The organism is Duganella kummerowiae (assembly GCF_053572355.1).
This window is the reverse complement of record NZ_JBKFEH010000010.1, coordinates 115426-136531: the sequence shown is the minus strand read 5'-3', so window position 1 is coordinate 136531 and position 21106 is coordinate 115426. Positions and strand designations below refer to the sequence as shown.

Below are 21106 nucleotides of genomic sequence, written 5' to 3'. Positions count from 1 at the left end.
ATTTGATTGTATCGTGCGGATTTTCTTCTTTTAAATCAAGGTATTACATTTAATTTTTAAGCATAATGCGACATACCTTTTGACTTCCTGCACCAATAGAGCAATAATCAATTTCATCAACGTAAGAGGCATTACGAAGAGCACACAAAACGCCGGCAACCACCCCAGCCCGGCACATAACAATGCCAGCGCCAAGGTACGGGCAATCCGTACCGCCATAGGGTAGCTGAGGACCAAGAACAAGAATATTCAAGAGGAGCAAGCACAACACCAAGGGCCAGGGCGGTGCGCACAGGCTGCCAAGACCCGTGACTTTGTAGGTTCACATAAAGGACATTCAAATGACCATTTTTGATAACTACGCTGCACGGTATGAACGGACCAAAGAGGAAGAGATGTCCATGAAGGAATATCTCGAACTCTGCAAGAAAGACAAGATGGCCTACGCCAGCGCGCCCGAGCGCATGCTGGCCGCGATCGGCGAACCCACCCTGGTCGATACCCGCAACGATACCCGGCTGTCACGCATCTTCGCCAACAAGGTCATCAAGATCTATCCCGCCTTCCGCGAGTTCTACGGCACCGAGGAAGTCATCGAGCAGGTGGTGTCCTACTTCCGCCATGCGGCCCAGGGCCTGGAGGAGCGCAAGCAGATCCTCTACCTGCTCGGTCCGGTGGGCGGCGGCAAGTCCTCGATAGCCGAGAAGCTCAAGTCGCTGATGGAACATGTGCCCTTCTACTGCCTGAAAGGCTCGCCGGTCAACGAGTCGCCGCTGGGCCTGTTCAACGAGGAGGAAGACGGCGTCATCCTGGAGGAAGACTACGGCATCCCGCGCCGCTACCTGCGCGGCATCCCCAGCCCGTGGGCCGTCAAGCGCCTGCACGAATTCAATGGCGACATCAACCAGTTCCGCGTGGTCAAGCGCTATCCCTCCGTGCTCAAGCAGATCGCCATTTCCAAGACCGAGCCCGGCGACGAGAACAACCAGGACATTTCCTCGCTGGTCGGCAAGGTCGACATCCGCAAGCTGGAAGACTATTCGCAGGACGATCCGGACGCCTACAGCTACTCGGGCGGGCTGTGCCTGGCCAACCAGGGCCTGATGGAATTCGTCGAGATGTTCAAGGCCCCGATCAAGGTGCTGCATCCGCTGCTGACCGCCACCCAGGAAGGCAACTACAAGGGAACGGAAGGCTTCGGCGCCATCCCCTTCGACGGCATCATCCTGGCCCACTCCAATGAGTCGGAATGGAAGTCGTTCAAGAACAACCGCAACAACGAGGCCTTCCTGGACCGCATCTACATCGTCAAGGTCCCGTACTGCCTGCGCGTGACGGACGAGATCAAGATCTACGACAAGCTGCTGCTCAATTCCTCGCTGGCCAAGGCGCCGTGCGCGCCGGGCACCCTGAAAATGATGGCCCAGTTCGCCATCCTGTCGCGCCTGAAGGAGCCGGAGAACTCCAGCCTGTTCAGCAAGATGCTGGTGTACGACGGCGAAAACCTCAAGGACACCGATCCCAAGGCCAAGTCCATCCACGAATACGTGGACTACGCCGGCGTGGACGAGGGCATGAACGGCCTGTCGACCCGCTTCGCCTTCAAGATCCTGTCCAAGGTCTTCAACTTCGACAACACGGAAGTGGCGGCCAACCCGGTGCATTTGCTGTACGTGCTGGAGCAGCAGGTCGAGCGTGAGCAGTTCCCGCCAGAAACGGAACAGAAATACTTCTCCTTCATCAAGGAACATCTGGCGCAGCGCTACGTCGAATTCATCGGCAAGGAAATCCAGACCGCCTACCTGGAGAGCTATTCCGAATACGGCCAGAACATCTTCGACCGCTACGTCACGTTTGCCGACTTCTGGATACAGGACCAGGAATACCGCGATCCGGACACCGGCGAGAGCTTCGACCGCGAAGCCCTGAACAACGAGCTGGAGAAGATCGAGAAACCGGCAGGGATTTCCAATCCCAAGGACTTCCGCAACGAAATCGTCAACTTCGGCCTGCGGGCGCGGGCCAACAACGGCGGCAAGAATCCGGCCTGGACCAGCTACGAGAAGTTCCGCACCGTGATCGAGAAAAAAATGTTCTCCAACACGGAGGAGCTGCTGCCGGTGATATCCTTCAACGCCAAGGCCAGCGCCGAGGACGCCAACAAGCACGCCGACTTCGTGGCGCGCATGGTGGAGAAGGGCTACACCGCCAAGCAGGTGCGTCTGCTGTGCGAATGGTATCTGCGGGTGAGGAAGTCGTCTTAAGGGCAGCCTGGCGCCTCCCTCGGCGGCGCCAGCCCCACAAAGGGACTTTTAAAAACCGTAGCGAGCGGTTCGTTATCGTCGGGAGTAGCGCAAGCGTACGGAGGTACGCTGAGCAACGCAGCGGCGATAGCGGGCCGCGCAGTAGGTTTTAACTCCCTCAATTGGCAGCAGGAGGCATCTTTTGACTTACCTCATAGACCGTCGTTTGCAAGGCAAGAACAAGTCCGCGGTCAACCGCGAGCGCTTCTTGCGGCGCTACAAGTCGCAGATCAAGGATGCGGTGGGAAGGGCCATCAAGGGCCGCTCCATCACCGACATCGAGAATGGCGAAAAAGTCTCCATCCCGGTCAAGGATGTGAGCGAGCCCTCGTTTGGCCACGCCCATGGCGGCGTGTGGGAAACCATCAATCCCGGCAACGAGGAATACCAGAAGGGCGACCTGATCAACCGGCCCAAGGGCGGCGGCGGGGCCGGGCGTGGCAAGGCCGGCAACAGCGACCAGACCAGCGAGGACGATTTCATCTTCGAACTGTCCCGCGAAGAATTCATGAATTACTTCTTCGAGGACCTCGAACTGCCCAACCTGGTCAAGACCCAGCTGACCGCCACCACCGAGTTCAAGAACCAGCGCGCCGGCTACACGGTGTCCGGCACGCCGTCCAATATCCACGTGCTGCGCTCGCTGCGCGGGGCCCTGGGGCGGCGCATCGCGGTGGGCGGGCCGTCGCGGCGGCGCCTGGCCGAAGCCGAGGCCGAGCTGGAGGCGCTGCTGGAAGCGGATGTGCCGCCGTCCGATCCGCAGGTGGTGGAGCTCAAGAAACTGATACACCATCTGCACACGCGCATCCTGGCCATCCCCTATATCGATCCCTTCGACCTGCGCTACACCAACCGGGTCAAGGTGCCCAAGCCCATGACCCAGGCCGTGATGTTCTGCATCATGGACGTGTCCGGCTCCATGGACGAGACCCGCAAGGACACGGCCAAGCGCTTCTTCATCCTGCTGTATCTGTTCCTGAAGCGCGTGTACGACAAGATCGAGGTGGTGTTCATCCGCCACCACACGGCCGCCTCCGAGGTGGACGAGGATGAATTCTTCCATTCGCGCGAGTCGGGCGGCACGGTGGTGTCCTCGGCGCTGCACTTGCTGGACAAGATCATCACCGAGCGCTACGGCGCCGGCAGCTGGAACAGCTACGTGGCCCAGGCCTCGGATGGCGACAACTGGGACAACGACTCGGTGCTGTGCCGCCAGCTGCTGGTCAACACCATCATGCCCAAGGTCCAGTACTACACCTATGTGGAGATCACGGACGGGCCGCCGCAAAACCTGTGGGAACAGTATTCCCAGGTGCCCGATCACCACCCGCATTTCGCCATGCAGAAAATCGTCACGCCGGCCGACATCTACCCGGTGTTCCGCGAACTCTTCAAGAAGCAGCCGAAATAATGAACGATATGACCCCCCCCAAGCCGCGCCACCCGCGCGCCCTGCCCGAGCAGTCGGAGTGGACGTTCGAGCTGATCGAGCAGGCCCATGAGGAGATCCGCCGCGTGGCCGAGGGCTTCGGGCTGGACACCTATCCCAACCAGCTGGAAATCATCACGGCCGAGCAGATGATGGATGCCTACACCTCGGTCGGCATGCCGGTGTCCTACCACCACTGGTCGTTCGGCAAGCATTTCCTGGCCACCGAGAAAGGCTACAAGCGCGGCCAGATGGGCTTGGCCTACGAGATCGTCATCAATTCCTCGCCCTGCATTGCCTACCTGATGGAGGAAAACAGCCTGACCATGCAGGCGCTGGTGATAGCCCATGCTGCCTATGGGCACAATTCCTTCTTCAAGGGCAATTATCTGTTCCGCACCTGGACCGATGCCGAAGCCATCGTCGACTACATGGTGTTCGCCAAGAACTATATTGCCGAATGCGAGCAGCGCCACGGCATCGAGGCTGTCGAGCTGCTGCTCGATTCCTGCCACGCCATCCAGAACTACGGCGTGGACCGCTACAAGCGGCCGGCCAAGCTGTCGCTGGCCCAGGAGCGGGCCCGCCAGAAGGAGCGCGAAGCCTACCTGCAATCGCAGGTCAACGAGCTGTGGCGCACCCTGCCCCGGCGCGAGGAGGAGGAAGTCAACCGCCCGGCGCCGCGCTTCCCGCCCGAGCCGGAGGAAAACCTGCTGTACTTCATCGAAAAGTACGCGCCCCTGCTGGAACCCTGGCAGCGCGAGATGGTGCGCATCGTGCGCAAGATTTCGCAATACTTCTATCCGCAGCGCCAGACCCAGGTCATGAACGAGGGCTGGGCCACCTTCTGGCATTACACCATCCTCAACCAGCTGTACGACGAGGGGGTGGTGGGCGACGGCTTCATGATGGAATTCCTCAAGAGTCACACCAACGTGGTCTACCAGCCCCCTGTGGCCAGCCCCTATTACAGCGGCATCAACCCCTACGCCCTGGGCTTCGCAATGATGACGGACATACGCCGCATCTGCGAGAACCCGACCGACGAGGACCGGGTATGGTTCCCGGACATCGCCGGCAGCGACTGGCGCAAGACCCTGGACTTTGCCATGCGCAATTTCAAGGACGAAAGTTTCATTGCACAGTATCTGTCGCCCAAGCTGATACGCGATTTCCACTTCTTTGCCGTGCTGGACGACGACAACAACGAGAAACTGGCGATTTCCGCCATCCATGACGAGATGGGCTACCGATATGTGCGCCAGCAGCTGGCGGAACAATATAATCTTGGCAACCGGGAACCCAACATCCAGGTGTGGCAGGTCAACACCCGCGACGACCGGGCATTAACCTTGCGTCATACCCAGTTCCAGCGCCGGCCGCTGAACCAGCAGGCCCATGAGGTGCTCAAGCACGTGGCCCGGCTGTGGGGCTTCGATGTGCGCCTGGAAACCGTCTCCCCCTCGGGGGACGTGGTGTCCACGCTGGAGGTGAAACGGGAGAAACGCGCCCGCAGCTAGGCGCACCGGAGGCGGCAAGGCCACCGGCGCGCCCGGTGGCGGACGCGGGGCCGGGCTGGAAACAGCCCGGCCCCGCTTGCTTTTTCCATTAAGCACGAAACAAGGGGAAAGTCAATCACCGAGGGAGGGAATCTTGTATAGACAGATTGCTGATTATTTCACGGAAGAAACGGAAGTGGGCGAATTTTCCATCGTCTGTAGTAAAGTTACGTTGAGATTATTCCGTTTTCTTCGTTATCAGAAAACTTAGTGATAGTATGACTGCGCACGCCCCAAAACTGGGTCCCAGTCACTTGCATGCTGCGCCGCAGCGGTGCAAAGTGAGCGCTATCACAGAGGCTAAACGCATGAAAATTAACCGCTTTTTGGGGTGAAAAATCTATGTAAAATCAAGAATTCGTATGTATAATTCGCCGACGTCCCGGATGCGACCGTTGTTTTGCGTCGCCATTTTGGGGGTTCAGTAGCACCAAAAAGAGTTGGTATTGGAGAAAGCAGGCATGAATTTCACGCACAACGAAAAAAACGCCGGGAAGAACTTTACAGGCATCACAATTGTCGTTTTGTTGCACCTTTTGGTCGCTTACGGAATCGTGACGGGCTTGGGTAAGCGTTTGGTCGCCAAGATGGTCGCACCGGTGGAGACCAAGATCATCGAGGAAGTCAAGCCTCCGCCACCGAAAGAGCTCCCGCCACCGCCACCTCCGCCGGAAATGAAGGCACCGCCGCCGCCGTTCATCCCGCCGGTCGAAGTGAACGTGCAGCAACCGCCGCCGCCGCAAAACGTTATCCAGAACGCGACTAACGTGAAACCGGCCACGACGGAGATCCAGAAAGCGCCTCCGGCGCCTCCAGCGGCCCCGCCTGGTCCGGCAAAGACCGGCGTGACCACTGCTGCGGTGGTCGACTTCAGCACCTGCGCCAAGCCGGAGTGGCCGAAGTCGTCCCTGCGTAACGAAGAAACGGGCACCGTGACCCTGTCGTTCCTGATCGGGACCGACGGCCGTGTGGCCGACTCCAAGGTTGTGAAATCCAGTGGTTTCCGCGACCTGGACAAAGCAGCGGTGGCTGGCATCAGTAAGTGCCGCTTCAAACCCGGCACCATCGACGGCGTACCGCAACAAGCCTGGCAGCAGATGCAATATGTCTGGACGCTGGAGTAAGCCGAGACAGAACACCGTCTCAAACAGTAGTAGTTTCGTTGGCATTACGTTCAGCGATCTGATTATTTTATCAATTTGGAGGAAGCATGTTTAAGAATACCCGTTTGTCTGCTGTACTGGCCGCTGTGCTGTTCTCGGTGACCGCAGCTACCGCCCTGGTGAGCGCTCCTGCGTTCGCCCAGGATGCGGCCGCCTCGGCAGCCGCTTCGGCACCCGCCGCCGCGCCGGCAGCGGATGCGGCAGCAGCACCTGCGCCGGCAGCTGAAGCTGCAGCTCCTGCGGCGCACGGCGGCAAGGAAGAAGTGGATAACCCCTACGGCTTCTCCGCCGTGTGGGAAGCGGGCTTCGTGTCGCGCGGCACCCTGATCATCCTGTCGCTGATGTCCATCGGTTCCTGGTACATCATCGTGACCAAGCTGATCGACCAGATGAAGATCTTCAAGCAGTCGAAAGAAACCACCGCCAAGTTCTGGAAAGCCTCCTCGATCGCCGCTGGTTCGGCTACCCTGGCTGAAGGCTCGCCGTTCCGCTTCATCGCCGAAACCGGCACCAAGGCCACCGCCCACCACGACGGCGCCCTGCTGGAGCAGATCGACCTGTCGACCTGGGTGACCATGTCGATCCAGCGCGCCGTGGACAAAGTCCAGTCGCGTCTGCAAGACGGCCTGTCTTTCCTGGCTACCGTGGGTTCGACCGCACCGTTCATCGGTCTGTTCGGTACCGTGTGGGGTATTTACAATGCACTGATCGCCATCGGCATGTCCGGTAACGCCTCGATCGACAAAGTGGCAGGTCCCGTGGGTGAAGCACTGATCATGACCGCCTTCGGTCTGTTCGTTGCAGTTCCCGCCGTGCTGGGCTACAACTGGCTGGTGCGCCGCAACAAGTCCGCCATGGAAGACGTGCGTTCCTTCTCGGCTGACGTGCACTCGGTGCTGATCTCCGGCGCCATGTCGACCAGCGAAGCCGCTGCCCGCACCGCCGGTGCTAAAAAGATCGGGTAATTAATCATGTCGATGTCCGTAGGCTCCGAAGACGGAGGCGAAGACCAGGTCATGTCGGAAATCAACACGACGCCCCTTGTGGACATCATGTTGGTTCTGCTGATCATCTTCCTGATTACGAGCCCGGTGGTCCTGAAGCTGATCAAGATCCAGCTGCCCCAGGAAACCAACCAGGTTATCCAGACCAAGCCGGAAGACGTCAACATCGTTGTTAGCAAAGATGGTGACATCTACTGGAATCAGAAGAAAATGCGTGACGCGAATGAGCTGTTCGATTTTCTGAAGGTGGAAGCGGTGAAGCTGCCCCAGCCGGAAGTGCATGTCCGTGGCGACCAAGAAACCCGCTACGAAGCAATCGGCAAAGTCATCTACACCACCCAGCGTGCTGGCATTCAGAAGGTCGGTTTCATCACCGAACCGCCTGACAAGGGTTAATCCCCTGCCCGCCGCGGCCAGTCCGCGGCGGGCCCAGACACTTCTTAAAAGGAAACATCCATGAGTATGAATGTCGGCTCCCCATCGAGCGGTGGCGCGGATCCGGAACCAATGATGGAAATGAATATGACGCCCCTCATCGACGTGATGCTGGTGCTGATTATCATGATGATCATTACGATTCCGAAAGCCAACCACTCGGTCAATCTGAACATGCCGGTCGGCACCCCGCCGCCCCCGACCAAGGAACCGGTCGTGGTCACCATCGACGTGGACTTCGACGGCACCATCCTGTGGGACAACCAAGTGGTCCCCGATCGTGCCAGCCTGGAAGCAAAGCTGACCGAGGTCGCCGCGCAACCGGACCAGCCTGAGGTGCACCTGCGCCCCAACAAGCTGGTGGAGTACAAAGTCGTGGCTGGCGTGATGGCTTCGGCCCAGCGCCTGGGCGTGACCAAGATTGGCCTGGTCGGTAACGAGCAGTTCCAATAAATCGCTATTTGATGACCAAATAGGCAGGACTTTCCTGCCTATTTCGCTTTTTAGATGAAAGAAAACTTCCTCATGACCAAGTTTCGTCTCGCGCATCTCGGCCTGGCCCTGGCCGCTCTCGGTTTTACCGCTGCCGCTCCCCTGACCGGTGTGATCTCGGTGGCCCACGCCGCTGAAACCCTGCGGGCTGAAATCGGCAAGCCCCTGCAGGAAGCACAAAAGCTGGCAGCGTCCGGCAAGAACAAGGAAGCGCTGGCCAAGCTGAAGGAAACCGACAGCGTGGGCGGCAAGAACGCCAATGAAACCTATCTGATCGAGCGCACCCGCGGCTCCATCGCTGGCGCCGCCGGCGACTATGAGACCGCCGCCCGCTCCTTCGAAGTGGTGGTCAACTCCGGCAAGCTGTCGCCGGCCGAGCAGCCCAAGATCACCGAAGCCCTGGCCAGCATCTATTACCGCATCAAGGATTACCCCAAGGCCATCACCTACCTGCAGCGCGTCCTGAAGGACAACCCGAACAACGCCGCCATGCACGAGCTGCTGATACAGACCTACTACATCAGCGGCAAGTACGCCGAAGCCTCCAAGGAACTGGCAGGCAGCAAGAACCTGACCGAAGCCCAGCTGGGCATGCTGGCCAACATCCAGCTGAAGCAGAACGACAAGGCTGGCTACGTGCAGACCCTGGAGCGCTGGGCCGCCACCTACCCCAACGCCAAGACCTGGGCCGACCTGCTGCAGCGCGTGCAGACCAAGCCGGGCTTCTCGTCCACCCTGTCGCTGGACCTGCTGCGCCTGAAGCTGGCCTTCGGCCTGCTGTCCAAGCCGAATGAATACATGGAAATGAGCCAGCTGGCCCTGCAAGTGGGCAATCCGGCCGAAGCCATCAAGATCATCGACCAGGGCTACAAGAAGGGCGCCCTGGGCACCGGTAGCGATGCTTCGCGCCACCAGCGCCTGAAGGACCTGGCCACCAAGACCCAGAGCGAGTTCGACGCCAAGTCGGCCGCCACCGAAGCGGAAGCCACCAAGGCCAAGGATGCTGATTCGCTGGGCAACGTGGGCTTTGCCCTGGTGTCCGCCGGCAAGACCGACAAGGGCCTGGCCCTGATGGACCAGGCTGTGAAGATGGGTACCGCCAAGCGTCCGGAAGAGCTGAAGCTGCATTACGGTATCGCCCAGGCCAACGCCGGCAAGAAACCGGCCGCCATCGCCACCTTGAAAACCGTCAAGGGCGAGAACGGCGCCGCCGACCTGGCACGCTATTGGATCGCCAACATCAACCACCCGCTGTAAGAGGCCGTTACAAAAAGACCGTGCCGTCGTTGCGGCTCCTCGCCGTGCAGTCGCACTGTCTTCGGAGCCGCGCCTAGGCACGCTCATTTTGAAACACCCTCAAAGCGCTGTCCGCCCCGTGCGAACAGCGCTTTTTTCTTGTCCAGCCCCGGTTTTGCCCCCGGGATGGGCGGCGGCCGGTGTGTTCCCGGCCAACAGCCCGTATAATCCATGATTTAGCGACAGTTTTTCCGGATTCCCATGAAGGTATTTCGCGGTCTTCCCAACGCGGCGGCGCGTGCGCCGTGCGCCCTCACGATAGGCAACTTCGACGGCGTGCACCTTGGCCACCAGGCCCTGCTGGCCCGCGTGCGCTCTGCAGCCGACCGCCTGGGCCTGGAAGCGGCCGTGATGACCTTCGAACCGCATCCGCGCGAATTCTTTGCCCGCCGCGCCGGCGACCTGTCCAGGGCCCCGGCCCGCATCGCCAACTTGCGCGACAAGCTGCAATCGCTGTCCGACAATGGCATAGACCGCGTCATCGTCGAACACTTCTCGGCCAGCTTCGCCGCGCTGACACCGCAGGACTTCACGGAAAAAGTGCTGGTCGACGGCCTGCACGTGAAATGGCTGATGGTGGGCGACGACTTCTGCTACGGCGCCCGCCGCGCCGGCAATGTCGCCATGCTGGCCGAGGCCGGCCAGCGCCACGGCTTCCAGGTCGAAACCCTGCCCACGGTGATGAACGGCGACACCCGCATCTCCTCGTCGGCGGTGCGCGCCGCCCTGTCGCAGGGCGACTTCCTGCATGCCGAGGCCCTGCTGGGCCATCCCTATTCCATGTCCGGCCACGTGGTGCACGGCCAGAAGCTGGGCCGCACCCTGGGCTTCCCCACCCTCAACCTGCGGGTGCCGCACCGCCCGGCCCTGGCCGGCATCTTCGTGGTCCAGGTGCACGGCCTGGCCGAACATCCGCTGCCGGCCGTGGCCAGCCTGGGCGTGCGCCCGACGGTGGACGACAGCGGCCGCGTGCTGCTGGAAGTCCATGTGTTCGATTATGCGCAGCAGGCCTACGGGCGCCAGGTGCGGGTCGAATTCCTGCACAAGCTGCGCGACGAGGAAAAATACGAGGGCCTGGAAGCGCTCACCGCCGCCATCGCCCGCGACTCCAACATGGCGCGCGAATTCTTCGCCCGCCGCGCCGCCCACGGCAGCATCAACGCCACCGACCGAATTTGAGCGCGCGACCGCCACGCGCGCCGGCGACCCTCCCGAATACGTCTACGTCACACTGAAGAATGATCATGTCCGACTCCAAAGAGCAGAAACCGAAACAGGGCGCCAAGCCCGAGAGCAAATACCCGGTCAACATGACCGAAACCCCCTTCCCCATGCGCGGCGACCTGGCCAAGCGCGAACCGGGCTGGGTGCAGCAATGGCAGGACAAGAAGATCTATGAACGCATCCGCAAGGCGGCCGCCGGCCGGCCCAAGTTCATCCTGCACGACGGCCCGCCGTACGCCAACGGCGACATCCACATCGGCCACGCCGTCAACAAGATCCTGAAGGACATGGTGGTCAAGTCGCGCACCCTGTCCGGCTACGATGCGCCCTATGTGCCGGGCTGGGATTGCCACGGCATGCCGATCGAGATCCAGATCGAAAAACAGTACGGCAAGAACCTGCCCACCGCCGAGGTGCTGACCAAGGCCCGCGCCTACGCGCTGGAACAGGTGGACCGCCAGCGCAAGGACTTCATCCGCCTGGGCGTGCTGGGCGAGTGGCAGAACCCCTACCTGACCATGAACTACTCCAACGAGGCCGACGAACTGCGCGCCCTCGGCGCCCTGCTGGAGAAGGGCTATGTGTACCGCGGCCTGAAGCCGGTCAACTGGTGCTTCGACTGCCAGTCGGCCCTGGCCGAGGCCGAGGTGGAGTACAAGGACAAGCGCGACCCGGCCATCGACGTGGGCTTCAAGTTCGCCGAGATGGACAAGCTGGCAGCCGCCTTCCAGCTGCCGCAGCTGCCCACCGAGAACGGCTACATCGTGATCTGGACCACCACGCCCTGGACCATCCCGTCCAACCAGGCGCTGAACGTGCATCCGGAAGTGATTTACGCCCTGGTGCAGACGGAGCGCGACGGCCAGCCGCTGCTGCTGATCCTGGCCCAGGACCTGGTCGAAGCCTGCCTGGCGCGCTACAAGCTGGAAGGCACCACCATCGCCACCTGCCACGGCGCCGCTTTCGACGGCATCAGCTTCCGCCACCCGCTGCATGCGGCCGACCCATTCTACGACCGTTTGTCGCCGGTCTACATGGCGGACTACGTGACCACGGACAGCGGCACCGGCGTGGTGCACTCGGCCCCGGCCTACGGCCTGGACGACTTCATCTCCTGCCGCGCGCACGGCATGAAGGATGCGAACATCCTGACCCCGGTCATGGGCGACGGCAAATACGCCTCCACCCTGCCCCTGTTCGGCGGCCTGACCATCTGGGAGGCCTCCAAGCCGATCTGCAACGCGCTCAGGGAAGCCGGCGCCCTGTTCGAACTGAAGATGTTCGACCACAGCTACATGCACTGCTGGCGCCACAAGACGCCCATCATCTACCGCGCCACCTCGCAGTGGTTTGCCGGCATGGACGTGCAGCCCAAGGATGGCGGCCCCACCCTGCGCCAGACTGCGCTCAAGGGCATCGATGACACGCAGTTCTTCCCCGACTGGGGCAAGGCGCGCCTGCACGGCATGATCGCCAACCGTCCCGACTGGACCCTGTCGCGCCAGCGCCAGTGGGGCGTGCCCATGGCCTTCGTGGTGCACAAGGAAACCGGCGCCCTGCACCCGCGCACTCCGGAACTGCTGGAGCAGGTGGCCAGGCTGATCGAACAGGGCGGCATCGCCGCCTGGCAGGCGCTGGACCTGCAGGACCTGATCGGCGACGAGGCGACCCAGTACGAGAAAAACAAGGACACCCTGGACGTGTGGTTCGATTCCGGCACCACCCACCAGACCGTGCTGCGCGGTTCACACAAGGAGCAGTCGGCCTTCCCGGCCGACCTGTACCTGGAAGGCTCGGACCAGCACCGCGGCTGGTTCCACTCCTCGCTGCTGACCTCCTCCATGCTGAACGGCGCACCGCCGTACAAGGCCCTGCTGACCCACGGCTTCGTGGTCGATGGCGAAGGCAAGAAAATGTCCAAGTCCATTGGCAACACGGTGGCGCCGCAGGACGTGTGGAACAAGCTGGGCGCCGACATGCTGCGGCTGTGGGTGGCGTCCACCGACTACACCGGCGAGCTGTCGATCTCGGACGAGATCCTCAAGCGCGTGACGGAAGCCTACCGCCGCATCCGCAACACCCTGCGCTTCCTGCTGGCCAACCTGTCCGACTTCGACGCCGCCAAGGATGCGGTGCCGGTGGCTGAACTGCTGGAAATCGACCGCTACGCCATCGCCAACATGGCCGCGCTGCAGCAGGAGCTGCAGGCCCACTACGCGCAGTACGAGTTCCAGCCGGTCATGGCCAAGCTGCAGAACTACTGCTCGGAAGACCTGGGCGGCTTCTACCTGGACATCCTCAAGGACCGCCTGTACACCACCGGCGTGACCTCCCAGGCGCGGCGCTCGGCCCAGACCGCGCTGTGGCACCTGACGCAGAGCCTGCTGCGTTTGATGGCGCCGGCCCTGTCCTTCACGGCCGAGGAAGCCTGGGCCATCTTTGCCGGCCCGGAAACCTACGCCGCCAGCGGCGAAACCATCTTTACCCAGACCTGGTGGCAGCTGCCGGAACTGGCCGACAGCGAGGCGCTGCTGGCCAAGTACGCGGCCCTGCGCGCGGTGCGCGCCGGCGTCACCAAGCAGCTGGAAGACTTGCGCACCTCGGGCGCCATTGGTTCCTCGCTGCAGGCGGAGCTCTCCATCAAGGCGGCCGGCGACAAGTACCGGCTGCTGGCCAGCCTGGAGGATGACCTCAAGTTCATCTTCATCACCTCGCTGGCCCAGGTGAGCGAGGTGGCCGACGAGGCGGCCGAAGAAGTCGCGGTGGCGGCGTCCAGCGCGCCCAAGTGCGAGCGCTGCTGGCACTACCGCGCCGACGTCGGCAGCCACGCCGACCATCCGACCCTGTGCGGCCGCTGCCATAGCAACCTGTTTGGTGCGGGCGAAAAGCGCAAATTCGCTTAAACTGCCGGTCGCTCCCGCGCACGCGGGGGTCCATGCCGGGCGTGCACTGCCAGTAACGCACGCTCAGCATGGATACCCGCTTTCGCGGGAATGACGGCGACTATATTGATGAACCACTTCCAGCACAATGGCCACTAAAAACCGCTTCACCACCAAATCGTCCAGCAGCCTGACCCCGTGGCTGGGCATTGCCGTCATCGTCATCCTGCTGGACCAGCTGAGCAAGATCACCATCGCCAAGCTGTTCCGCCTGGGTGAGGAACTGGTGGTGACTTCCTTCTTCAACCTGGTGCTGGCCTACAACCGCGGCGCCGCGTTCAGCTTCCTGTCCAATGAAAGCGGCTGGCAGCGCTACTTCTTCACCGGCATCGGCCTGGCCGCCGCCGCCTTCATCATCTACCTGCTCAAGAAGCACGCCGGCCAGCGCCTGTTCTGCTGGGCCCTGGCGCTGATACTGGGCGGCGCCATCGGCAACGTGATCGACCGCCTGCTGTACGGCCACGTGATCGACTTCCTCGATTTCCACTGGGCCGGCTGGGGCCACTTCCCGGCCTTTAACATCGCAGATTCCGCCATCTGCCTGGGCGCCGCCCTGTTTATCCTGGACGAACTGCGCCGCGTCAATCGCTAGAATCCGTTTCAACATGACCGTGGCGTTGTTGCGGCTCCTCGCCGTGCAGGCGCACTGTCTTCGGAGCCGCGCCTAGCCACGCTCATGTTGAAACACCTTCCAAGGGAGCAGCATCATGGAATTATCCGGCAAAAAAATCGTCCTCGGCCTGTCCGGCGGCGTGGCCTGCTACAAGGCCGCCGAGCTGTGCCGCGCGCTGGCCAAGGCCGGCGCCTCGGTGCAGGTGGTCATGACGGACGCCGCCACCCACTTCATCACACCCGTCACCATGCAAGCCCTGTCCGGCAATACCGTGTACAGCAGCCAGTGGGATGCGCGCGTGGAGAACAACATGGCCCATATCGACCTGACGCGCGGCGCCGACGCGATCTTGATCGCGCCCTGCTCGGCCGACTTCATGGTCAAGCTGGCGCACGGCGTGTGCGACGATTTGCTATCCACCCTGTGCCTGGCGCGCCCGCGCCACGTGCCGCTGCTGGTGGCGCCGGCCATGAACGTGGAAATGTGGCAGAACCCCGCCACCCAGCGCAACGCGGCCCAGCTGCGCGATGACGGCATCGTGATCTTCGGCCCGGCCGCCGGCCAGCAGGCCTGCGGTGAAACGGGCCTGGGCCGCATGCTGGAACCCAGCGAGCTGCTGGAGGAAGTGGTGGCGGCCTTCCAGCCCAAGGTCCTGGCGGGCAAGCGCATGCTGATCACAGCCGGCCCTACTTTCGAGGCCATCGACCCGGTGCGCGGCATCACCAACCTGTCCTCGGGGAAGATGGGCTACGCCGTGGCGCGCGCCGCGCGCGAAGCCGGCGCCGAGGTGGTGCTGGTGTCCGGCCCCACGGCCTTGCCTACCCCGCACGGCGTACAGCGCATCAATGTGCAAAGCGCCCAGCAGATGCACGACGCCGTCATGGCGCACGTGGACGGCCAGCACATCTTCATTGCGGTTGCGGCCGTGGCCGACTGGCGCGTGGCCAACGCCAGCGACCACAAGCTCAAGAAAAAGGATGACGGCTCGGTGCCGGACCTGAAGTTCGAGCAGAACCCCGACATCCTGGCCAAGGTGGCGGCGCGCACCACGCTGGCGGGCCATCCCTACTGCGTGGGCTTTGCCGCCGAATCGGAAAACCTGGTGCAGTTCGGCGCCGACAAGCGCGAGAAGAAAGGCATACCCCTGCTGGTAGGGAATATCGGCCACCACACCTTTGGCCAGGATGACAACACCATCATCCTGTTCGACGAGGCCGGCCACACCATCCTGCCGCGCGCCGACAAGCTGACCCTGGCGCGCCAGCTGATCTCGGAAATTTCCAAGCGCATCAATGCGCAGTCATTGTTCCAGTAACCCAGTCCAGCCAGGGCGGCGCGGCGCTTGCGCCCGTCCCCGGCATCCCACACCGCCATGAAAACCATCGACATCAAAATCCTCGACCCGCGCATGAAGGACCAGCTGCCGGCCTACGCCACTCCCGGTTCCGCCGGCCTGGACCTGCGCGCCTGCATAGACGCCCCCATCACCATAGAAGCCGGCCAGACCGTGCTGATCCCCACCGGCCTGGCCATCCACCTGGCCGATCCCGGCTACGCCGCCGTGATCCTGCCGCGCAGCGGCATGGGGCATAAAAACGGCATCGTGCTGGGGAATCTGGTAGGCTTGATCGACTCCGACTACCAGGGCCAGCTGATGGTATCGACCTGGAACCGGGGTCAGAACGCCTTCACGCTCAACCCCATGGAGCGCCTGGCCCAGCTGGTGATCGTGCCGGTGCTGCAGGTCGGCTTCAACGTGGTCGAGGAGTTCGGCGCCAGCGAGCGTGGCGACGGCGGTTTCGGCAGCACCGGCAAACACTAAAACAGGAGACGGCACGCATGGCCAGGCACAAGCTCACTTCCTTCCCCATTCGTGGTCTGGCGCTGGGCGCCCTGGCCGTGCTGCTGCCGGCCTGCTCCACCTTCCACTCCACGCCCCTGCCCGAGGAGCCGGTGACGGCGCCGCGTCCGCCCGTGCGCGAGGAAGCGCCGGTGGTCACGCCCAAAATGGCGGCGGCGCGCGAGGCCCTGGAGCAGATGGTGGCGCTGCAGGACCGGCTGTACCGGGTGGCGGCGCCCATCCTGATCAACAACGCCGACCTGTGCAAGACCCAGGCCCGCAACCTGCTGGGCTTCACGGCCAAGAACAAGTATTCCTATCCGGGCGAATACGCCGACGCGGCCCAGGCCGCGCTGGGCTATGGCGACAAGCTGGTGGTGTCCAGCGTCCTGGCCGGCAGCGGCGCAGCGCGCTCCGGCCTGCGCAAGGGCGACGCCCTGCTGGCCGCCGAGAACAAGCCGCTGCCCACCGGTCCCAACGCGGAGACCGCGGCGGCCGCCGTGTTCGGGCCGCTGGTATCCACGCGCCAGATCATCAAGCTGCAGGTGCAGCGCGGCGAAGCCACGCAGAGCGTCAGCATCCCGGTGACGCGGGCCTGCGCCTTCAAGATCGACATCGGCAACGCCGACAACATCAATTCCTATGCCGACGGCTCGCGCGTGCTGATCACGCGCGGCATGGTCAACTTCGCCCAGAGCGACGAAGCCATCGCCTTCGTGCTGGCCAAGGACATCGCCCACAATGTGCTGGGCCACGCCGCCATCACGCGCCAGGCCTACACCATAGGCAGCATCATCGACAACCTGGTGACGGTGCGGCCCGACCTGTCCATGCTGATCGGCAGCGCCGGGGTCAAGCCCATGCCGCAGGAACTGGATGCGGCGGCCGACCAGCTGTCGCTGTACATGGTGGCGCGCGCCGGCTACGACGTGGGCCACGCGCGCGCCTTCTGGCAGCGGCTGGCCACGCAATATCCGGCCACGGTGCTGAACGGCTATACCGCCAACCATCCGGCGGTCAACTACCGCCTAGCGGCGATCGACAAGACGGTGGCCGAGATCCGGTCCAAGCAGGCTGCCAAGCGCCCGCTGCTGCCCTGAGGAGCGAAGCATGAAACGATTCAGCCTGCTGATGATACTGGCCATGATGGTGGTGGCCTCCAGCTGGGTCAAGGCAGCCCAGTGGACCAAGGTGGGCAGCAATGGCGGCAACACCTTCTATATCGACCGTGGCAGCGTGATCAAGCAGGACAAGACGCGCAAGGTCTGGTCGCTGTCCAACTACGCCAAGCCCCAGAGCAGCCCGGAGGGCCGTCCCTACCGCTCGCTCAAGGCCCTGCACCTGTATTCCTGCGAGGAGCGCACCACGGTGCTGCTGGCCCAGGTCTATTACAGCGACGCCATGGGCAAGGGCGAGCAGGTCGAAAACTACAAGTACGAAAAATTCACGCCCGAAGACATCGTGCCGGATACGCCGCAGGATGCAGCGCTGGCGCGGGTGTGCAAATAAGGCTATGCCGGGAAGTTGGGGAAGTAAGTGGCCATGACCCAGGTCAGGGCCACGCAGAACAGCACCACCGCCACCAGCACCGCCAGCAGGCGGCCGAACTTGGGACTATCGTCGCTACGATTGCTCTCACTCATGGGGGCTTCCTGCAGGATGGACGTAGCCATAGTATAGTCCATCGCTCACCACCCGGAAGCCCCTGCCATGGATAGCATCGATCTCGAAGTATTGAAGACCAGCGCCAGCTGGATCGCCGCCGGCCGCCGCTGCCAGCTGGTCACCGTCATCAAGACCTGGGGCTCCAGCCCGCGCCCGGTGGGCGCCACCCTGGCAATCTGCGAGGATGGCACGGTGATAGGCTCGGTCTCGGGCGGCTGCATCGAGGACGACCTGATCGCCCGCGTGCGCAGCCACGGCATCGAGCGCAGCGCGCCGGAAATCGTCACCTACGGCATCACGGCCGACGAAGCCCACCGCTTCGGCCTGCCCTGCGGCGGCACCATACAGCTGGCGATCGAGCCGCTGGGCGCACACAGCCGCGTCGCCGAACTGCTGCAGCGGCTGGAGCGCCACGAACTGGTGCTGCGCCGCCTCGACCTGCAAACGGGCGCGGTGGCACTGTCGCGCGCCGCGCCGGGCGCCCAGCTGCAGCTCGACCAGCAAGCCCTGGCCACCGTGCACGGCCCGCGCTGGCGCCTCCTGGTGATAGGCGCCGGCCAGCTGTCGCGCTTCCTGGCGCAGATCGCCACCGCCATGGATTACCACGTCACCGTGTGCGACCCGCGCGAGGAATACCGCGCCGGCTGGCAGGTCGACGGCGTGCGGCTGGTGCACGCCATGCCGGACGACCTGGTGACGGAAATGCAGCTGGACCACCGCAGCGCCGTGGTGGCGCTGACCCACGATCCCAAGCTGGACGACCTGGCCCTGATGGAGGCGCTCAAGTCGCCCGCCTTCTATGTGGGCGCGATCGGCTCGCGCCTGAACAATGCCAGGCGCCGCGAACGCCTGCTGCAGTTCGACCTGACGCCGCAGCAGATAGACCGTTTGCACGGTCCCATCGGCCTGTACATCGGCAGCAAGACCCCGGCCGAAATCGCCATCTCCATCCTGGCTGAAATGACGGCGATCAAGAACGGCGTACCGGACGCGCTGCGCATCACGCACGCCGCCACCACCGCCACGCCGGGCGACACTGCCTGCGCCGCCGAGCCGCCGCCCGTCCAGGCGCCAGCGCGCACAATTCAATAGCAAGAATGGACTGGCGCGCGGACGGGCGCCGCCGGACAATAGCGGACCGACCGTCCACCAGGAAAGCGCATGAGCACCACCAACCTGTTCAAACTGATACTGCTGGCCGCCATCTGGGGCGGCTCCTTCCTGTTCATGCGCATTGCCGCGCCGGTGCTGGGCGCGGCCCAGCTGATCGAATACCGCGTGCTGTTTGCCTCCCTGTTCCTGGCCGCCATCGCACTGCTGATGAAAAAGCCGCTGGAGCTGCGCCGCCACTGGAAGCACTACCTGATACTGGGCCTGTTCAATTCCGCCCTGCCCTTTTTGCTGTTCGCCTATGCGGCGCGCACCCTGTCGGCCTCCATCCTGGCGGTACTGAACGCCACCACGCCGCTGTTCGGCGCCATCGTAGCGGCCGTGTGGACGCGCCACATGGTGTCCGGCGAGGTGCTGGCGGGGCTGCTGCTGGGCGCCTGCGGCGTGGCCCTGCTGGTCGGCTTCGACCACGCCAGCGCCAAACCGGGCGCCGGCATCGCGATTGCCGCCGTGCTGTTCGCCTCCTTCAACTACGGCGTGGCCAGCAACTACGCCAAGCAGGCCAAGACGGTCGAACCCTTCGCCAATGCGCACGGCAGCATGTGGGCCGCCACTTTGCTGGTGCTGCCGGTGCTGCCGTTCGCGCCGGCGCCGGGCCAGCCCACCATCGGCATCATGGGCGCCGTGCTGGCCCTGGGCATCCTGTGCAGCGGCGTGGCCTACCTGATTTACTTCCGCCTGATCCAGGACGTGGGTCCGGCCTCGGCGCTCACCGTCACCTTCCTCAGCCCTTTGTTTGGCATCCTGTGGGGCGTGCTGTTCCTGGGCGAACACATAGGCTGGAACACGCTGGTGGGCGCGCCCATCGTGATTGCCGGCACCGCGCTGGTGACGGGGTTCAGGCCCGGCCTGGGCTTGCTGCGCAAGGCCTCCTCCGCATGACGCTGAGTTACGAGCTGCCGCTGCCGGAAGGCTACCGGCTGCACGACATCCTGGCCTTCCACAGCCGCGACGCGCACAGCGTGGCCGAGGAAGTGAGCGCACAGCGGCTGCGCAAGGGCATGCTGCTGGACGGCGTGCCGGTAGTGCTGGATATCGTGCTGCCACCTTTGGCGGCGCTGTCCGCCGGCGGCGCGGCGGCAGCGGTGCCGGGCCCCAGCCTGGCCAGTGCCAGGCCGGGCGGCGAGGCCGCAGGGCAGCCGTACGCCGGCCAAGCCATTGAAACGCCGGGCGCCACAGCCGGCACGGGCGCTGCCGCCAGCGTCACCATCAACGCCGATGGCGCCCTGACGCCGGCCGCCGAAGCGCAGGCGCGCCAGGCCGCGCTGGGTATGCTGGGACTGCGCCTGGATCCCGCACCATTCAGCGCCGCAGTGGCGGATGACCCGCTGCTGGGCGCCATCGTGCGCGCCCAGCCTGGCCTGCGCGTGGTGCAGTCGGCCACCGTGTTCGAAGCGCTGACCTGGGCCATCATCGGGCAGCAAATCAACCTGCCGTTCGCCATCTCGCTGCGCCGCAGCTTCATCCTGCAGGCCGGGCGCCAGCACAGCAGCGGCCTGTGGTGCTACCCGGCGGCGGCCGACGCCGCGCGGCTGGCGCCCGAGCAGCTGGGCGGCCTCAAGTTCTCACGCGCCAAGGCCGAGACCCTGGCACGCTTCGCGCGCCTGGTGGCCGACGGCGCGCTACGCCTGGAGCCGGGCCCGGACCACAGCATCGAACAGATCTCGGCCGCGCTGCTGGCAGTCAAAGGCATAGGTCCGTGGACCGTCAATTACGGCCTGCTGCGCGGCTACGCCTATGCCGACTGTTCGCTGCACGGCGACGTCGCCATCCGCGCCGCGCTGCACGCGCTGCTGGGCGGCGAACAGCGTCCCGGCATCGCGCAGGCCGAACAATTCCTCCAGCGCTACCGTCCGCACCGTACCATGGCGGCCGCCCACCTGTGGGCCAGCCTGCATCCGCGCGGCACCGAAGCCTGACCCTGCCGCCTGCTCCTGCTCCTGCTCCTGCCGCCTGCCGCCTGCCGCTTGA

Annotated in this window: 19 protein-coding genes; 18 read left to right on the top strand and 1 reads right to left on the bottom strand. The window is 63.6% G+C overall.

Annotated features, from left to right (window positions below):
* Positions 1-341: 341 nt before the first annotated feature.
* The 15 genes from ACLB1G_RS14250 (at position 342) to ACLB1G_RS14180 (ending at position 17809) form a co-directional block, all read left to right on the top strand.
* Positions 342-2264, top strand: coding sequence for a PrkA family serine protein kinase (locus ACLB1G_RS14250; protein ID WP_491627882.1), 1923 nt, complete (start codon positions 342-344; stop codon positions 2262-2264).
* Between the two features lie 181 nt (positions 2265-2445).
* Positions 2446-3714 carry a YeaH/YhbH family protein gene (locus ACLB1G_RS14245; protein ID WP_491627881.1) on the top strand — a complete coding sequence of 423 codons (1269 nt, stop codon included), beginning with the start codon at positions 2446-2448 and terminating at the stop codon, positions 3712-3714.
* Positions 3714-5252, top strand: a complete 1539-nt coding sequence (locus ACLB1G_RS14240) for a SpoVR family protein (protein ID WP_491627880.1) — start codon at positions 3714-3716, stop codon at positions 5250-5252. The genes ACLB1G_RS14245 and ACLB1G_RS14240 overlap by 1 nt, the downstream gene beginning before the upstream one ends.
* Positions 5253-5752: 500 nt before the next feature.
* Entirely contained in the window at positions 5753-6415 is a 663-nt protein-coding gene (locus tag ACLB1G_RS14235) for an energy transducer TonB (RefSeq protein ID WP_491627879.1), read from the top strand.
* Positions 6416-6501: 86 nt separating this feature from the next.
* On the top strand, positions 6502-7419 hold the full coding sequence (locus tag ACLB1G_RS14230; protein WP_491627878.1) for a MotA/TolQ/ExbB proton channel family protein: 918 nt from the start codon (positions 6502-6504) through the stop codon (positions 7417-7419).
* Positions 7420-7425: 6 nt separating this feature from the next.
* Entirely contained in the window at positions 7426-7854 is a 429-nt protein-coding gene (locus ACLB1G_RS14225; RefSeq protein ID WP_491627877.1) for an ExbD/TolR family protein, read from the top strand.
* Positions 7855-7914: 60 nt separating this feature from the next.
* Positions 7915-8346, top strand: a complete 432-nt coding sequence (locus ACLB1G_RS14220) for an ExbD/TolR family protein (protein ID WP_491627876.1) — start codon at positions 7915-7917, stop codon at positions 8344-8346.
* A 72-nt stretch (positions 8347-8418) separates the two neighbouring features.
* Positions 8419-9642, top strand: coding sequence for a tetratricopeptide repeat protein (locus tag ACLB1G_RS14215; protein ID WP_491627875.1), 1224 nt, complete (start codon positions 8419-8421; stop codon positions 9640-9642).
* A gap of 240 nt (positions 9643-9882) precedes the next feature.
* Positions 9883-10860: a bifunctional riboflavin kinase/FAD synthetase gene (locus tag ACLB1G_RS14210; protein WP_491627874.1), complete on the top strand. Its 978-nt coding sequence runs from the start codon at positions 9883-9885 to the stop codon at positions 10858-10860.
* A gap of 65 nt (positions 10861-10925) precedes the next feature.
* A complete protein-coding gene (gene ileS, locus ACLB1G_RS14205) occupies positions 10926-13808 on the top strand; it encodes an isoleucine--tRNA ligase (RefSeq protein ID WP_491627873.1) in 2883 nt (960 codons plus the stop codon).
* A gap of 127 nt (positions 13809-13935) precedes the next feature.
* Complete coding sequence (gene lspA / locus ACLB1G_RS14200; protein ID WP_491627872.1) at positions 13936-14439, top strand: signal peptidase II; 504 nt, start codon at positions 13936-13938, stop codon at positions 14437-14439.
* Between the two features lie 115 nt (positions 14440-14554).
* The gene (coaBC, locus tag ACLB1G_RS14195; RefSeq protein WP_491627871.1) at positions 14555-15775 is read left to right on the top strand and encodes a bifunctional phosphopantothenoylcysteine decarboxylase/phosphopantothenate--cysteine ligase CoaBC; all 1221 of its coding nucleotides are present in this window, start codon (positions 14555-14557) and stop codon (positions 15773-15775) included.
* A gap of 57 nt (positions 15776-15832) precedes the next feature.
* A complete protein-coding gene (gene dut, locus ACLB1G_RS14190; protein WP_491627870.1) occupies positions 15833-16282 on the top strand; it encodes a dUTP diphosphatase in 450 nt (149 codons plus the stop codon).
* Between the two features lie 17 nt (positions 16283-16299).
* Complete coding sequence (locus tag ACLB1G_RS14185; protein WP_491627869.1) at positions 16300-17400, top strand: M48 family metalloprotease; 1101 nt, start codon at positions 16300-16302, stop codon at positions 17398-17400.
* A gap of 10 nt (positions 17401-17410) precedes the next feature.
* Positions 17411-17809, top strand: coding sequence for a surface-adhesin E family protein (locus ACLB1G_RS14180; protein ID WP_491627868.1), 399 nt, complete (start codon positions 17411-17413; stop codon positions 17807-17809).
* A 2-nt stretch (positions 17810-17811) separates the two neighbouring features.
* Here ACLB1G_RS14180 and ACLB1G_RS14175 read toward each other — a convergent pair whose 3' ends face one another.
* Entirely contained in the window at positions 17812-17973 is a 162-nt protein-coding gene (locus tag ACLB1G_RS14175) for a hypothetical protein (protein ID WP_491627867.1), read from the bottom strand.
* A 37-nt stretch (positions 17974-18010) separates the two neighbouring features.
* On the opposite strand from ACLB1G_RS14175, the gene ACLB1G_RS14170 reads away from it, so the two are divergent.
* From ACLB1G_RS14170 to ACLB1G_RS14160, 3 genes are all read left to right on the top strand, one after another.
* Entirely contained in the window at positions 18011-19057 is a 1047-nt protein-coding gene (locus ACLB1G_RS14170; protein ID WP_491627866.1) for an XdhC family protein, read from the top strand.
* A gap of 69 nt (positions 19058-19126) precedes the next feature.
* Complete coding sequence (locus ACLB1G_RS14165; RefSeq protein WP_491627865.1) at positions 19127-20017, top strand: DMT family transporter; 891 nt, start codon at positions 19127-19129, stop codon at positions 20015-20017.
* Entirely contained in the window at positions 20014-21054 is a 1041-nt protein-coding gene (locus tag ACLB1G_RS14160) for a DNA-3-methyladenine glycosylase family protein (RefSeq protein ID WP_491627864.1), read from the top strand. The genes ACLB1G_RS14165 and ACLB1G_RS14160 overlap by 4 nt, the downstream gene beginning before the upstream one ends.
* Positions 21055-21106: the final 52 nt, after the last annotated feature.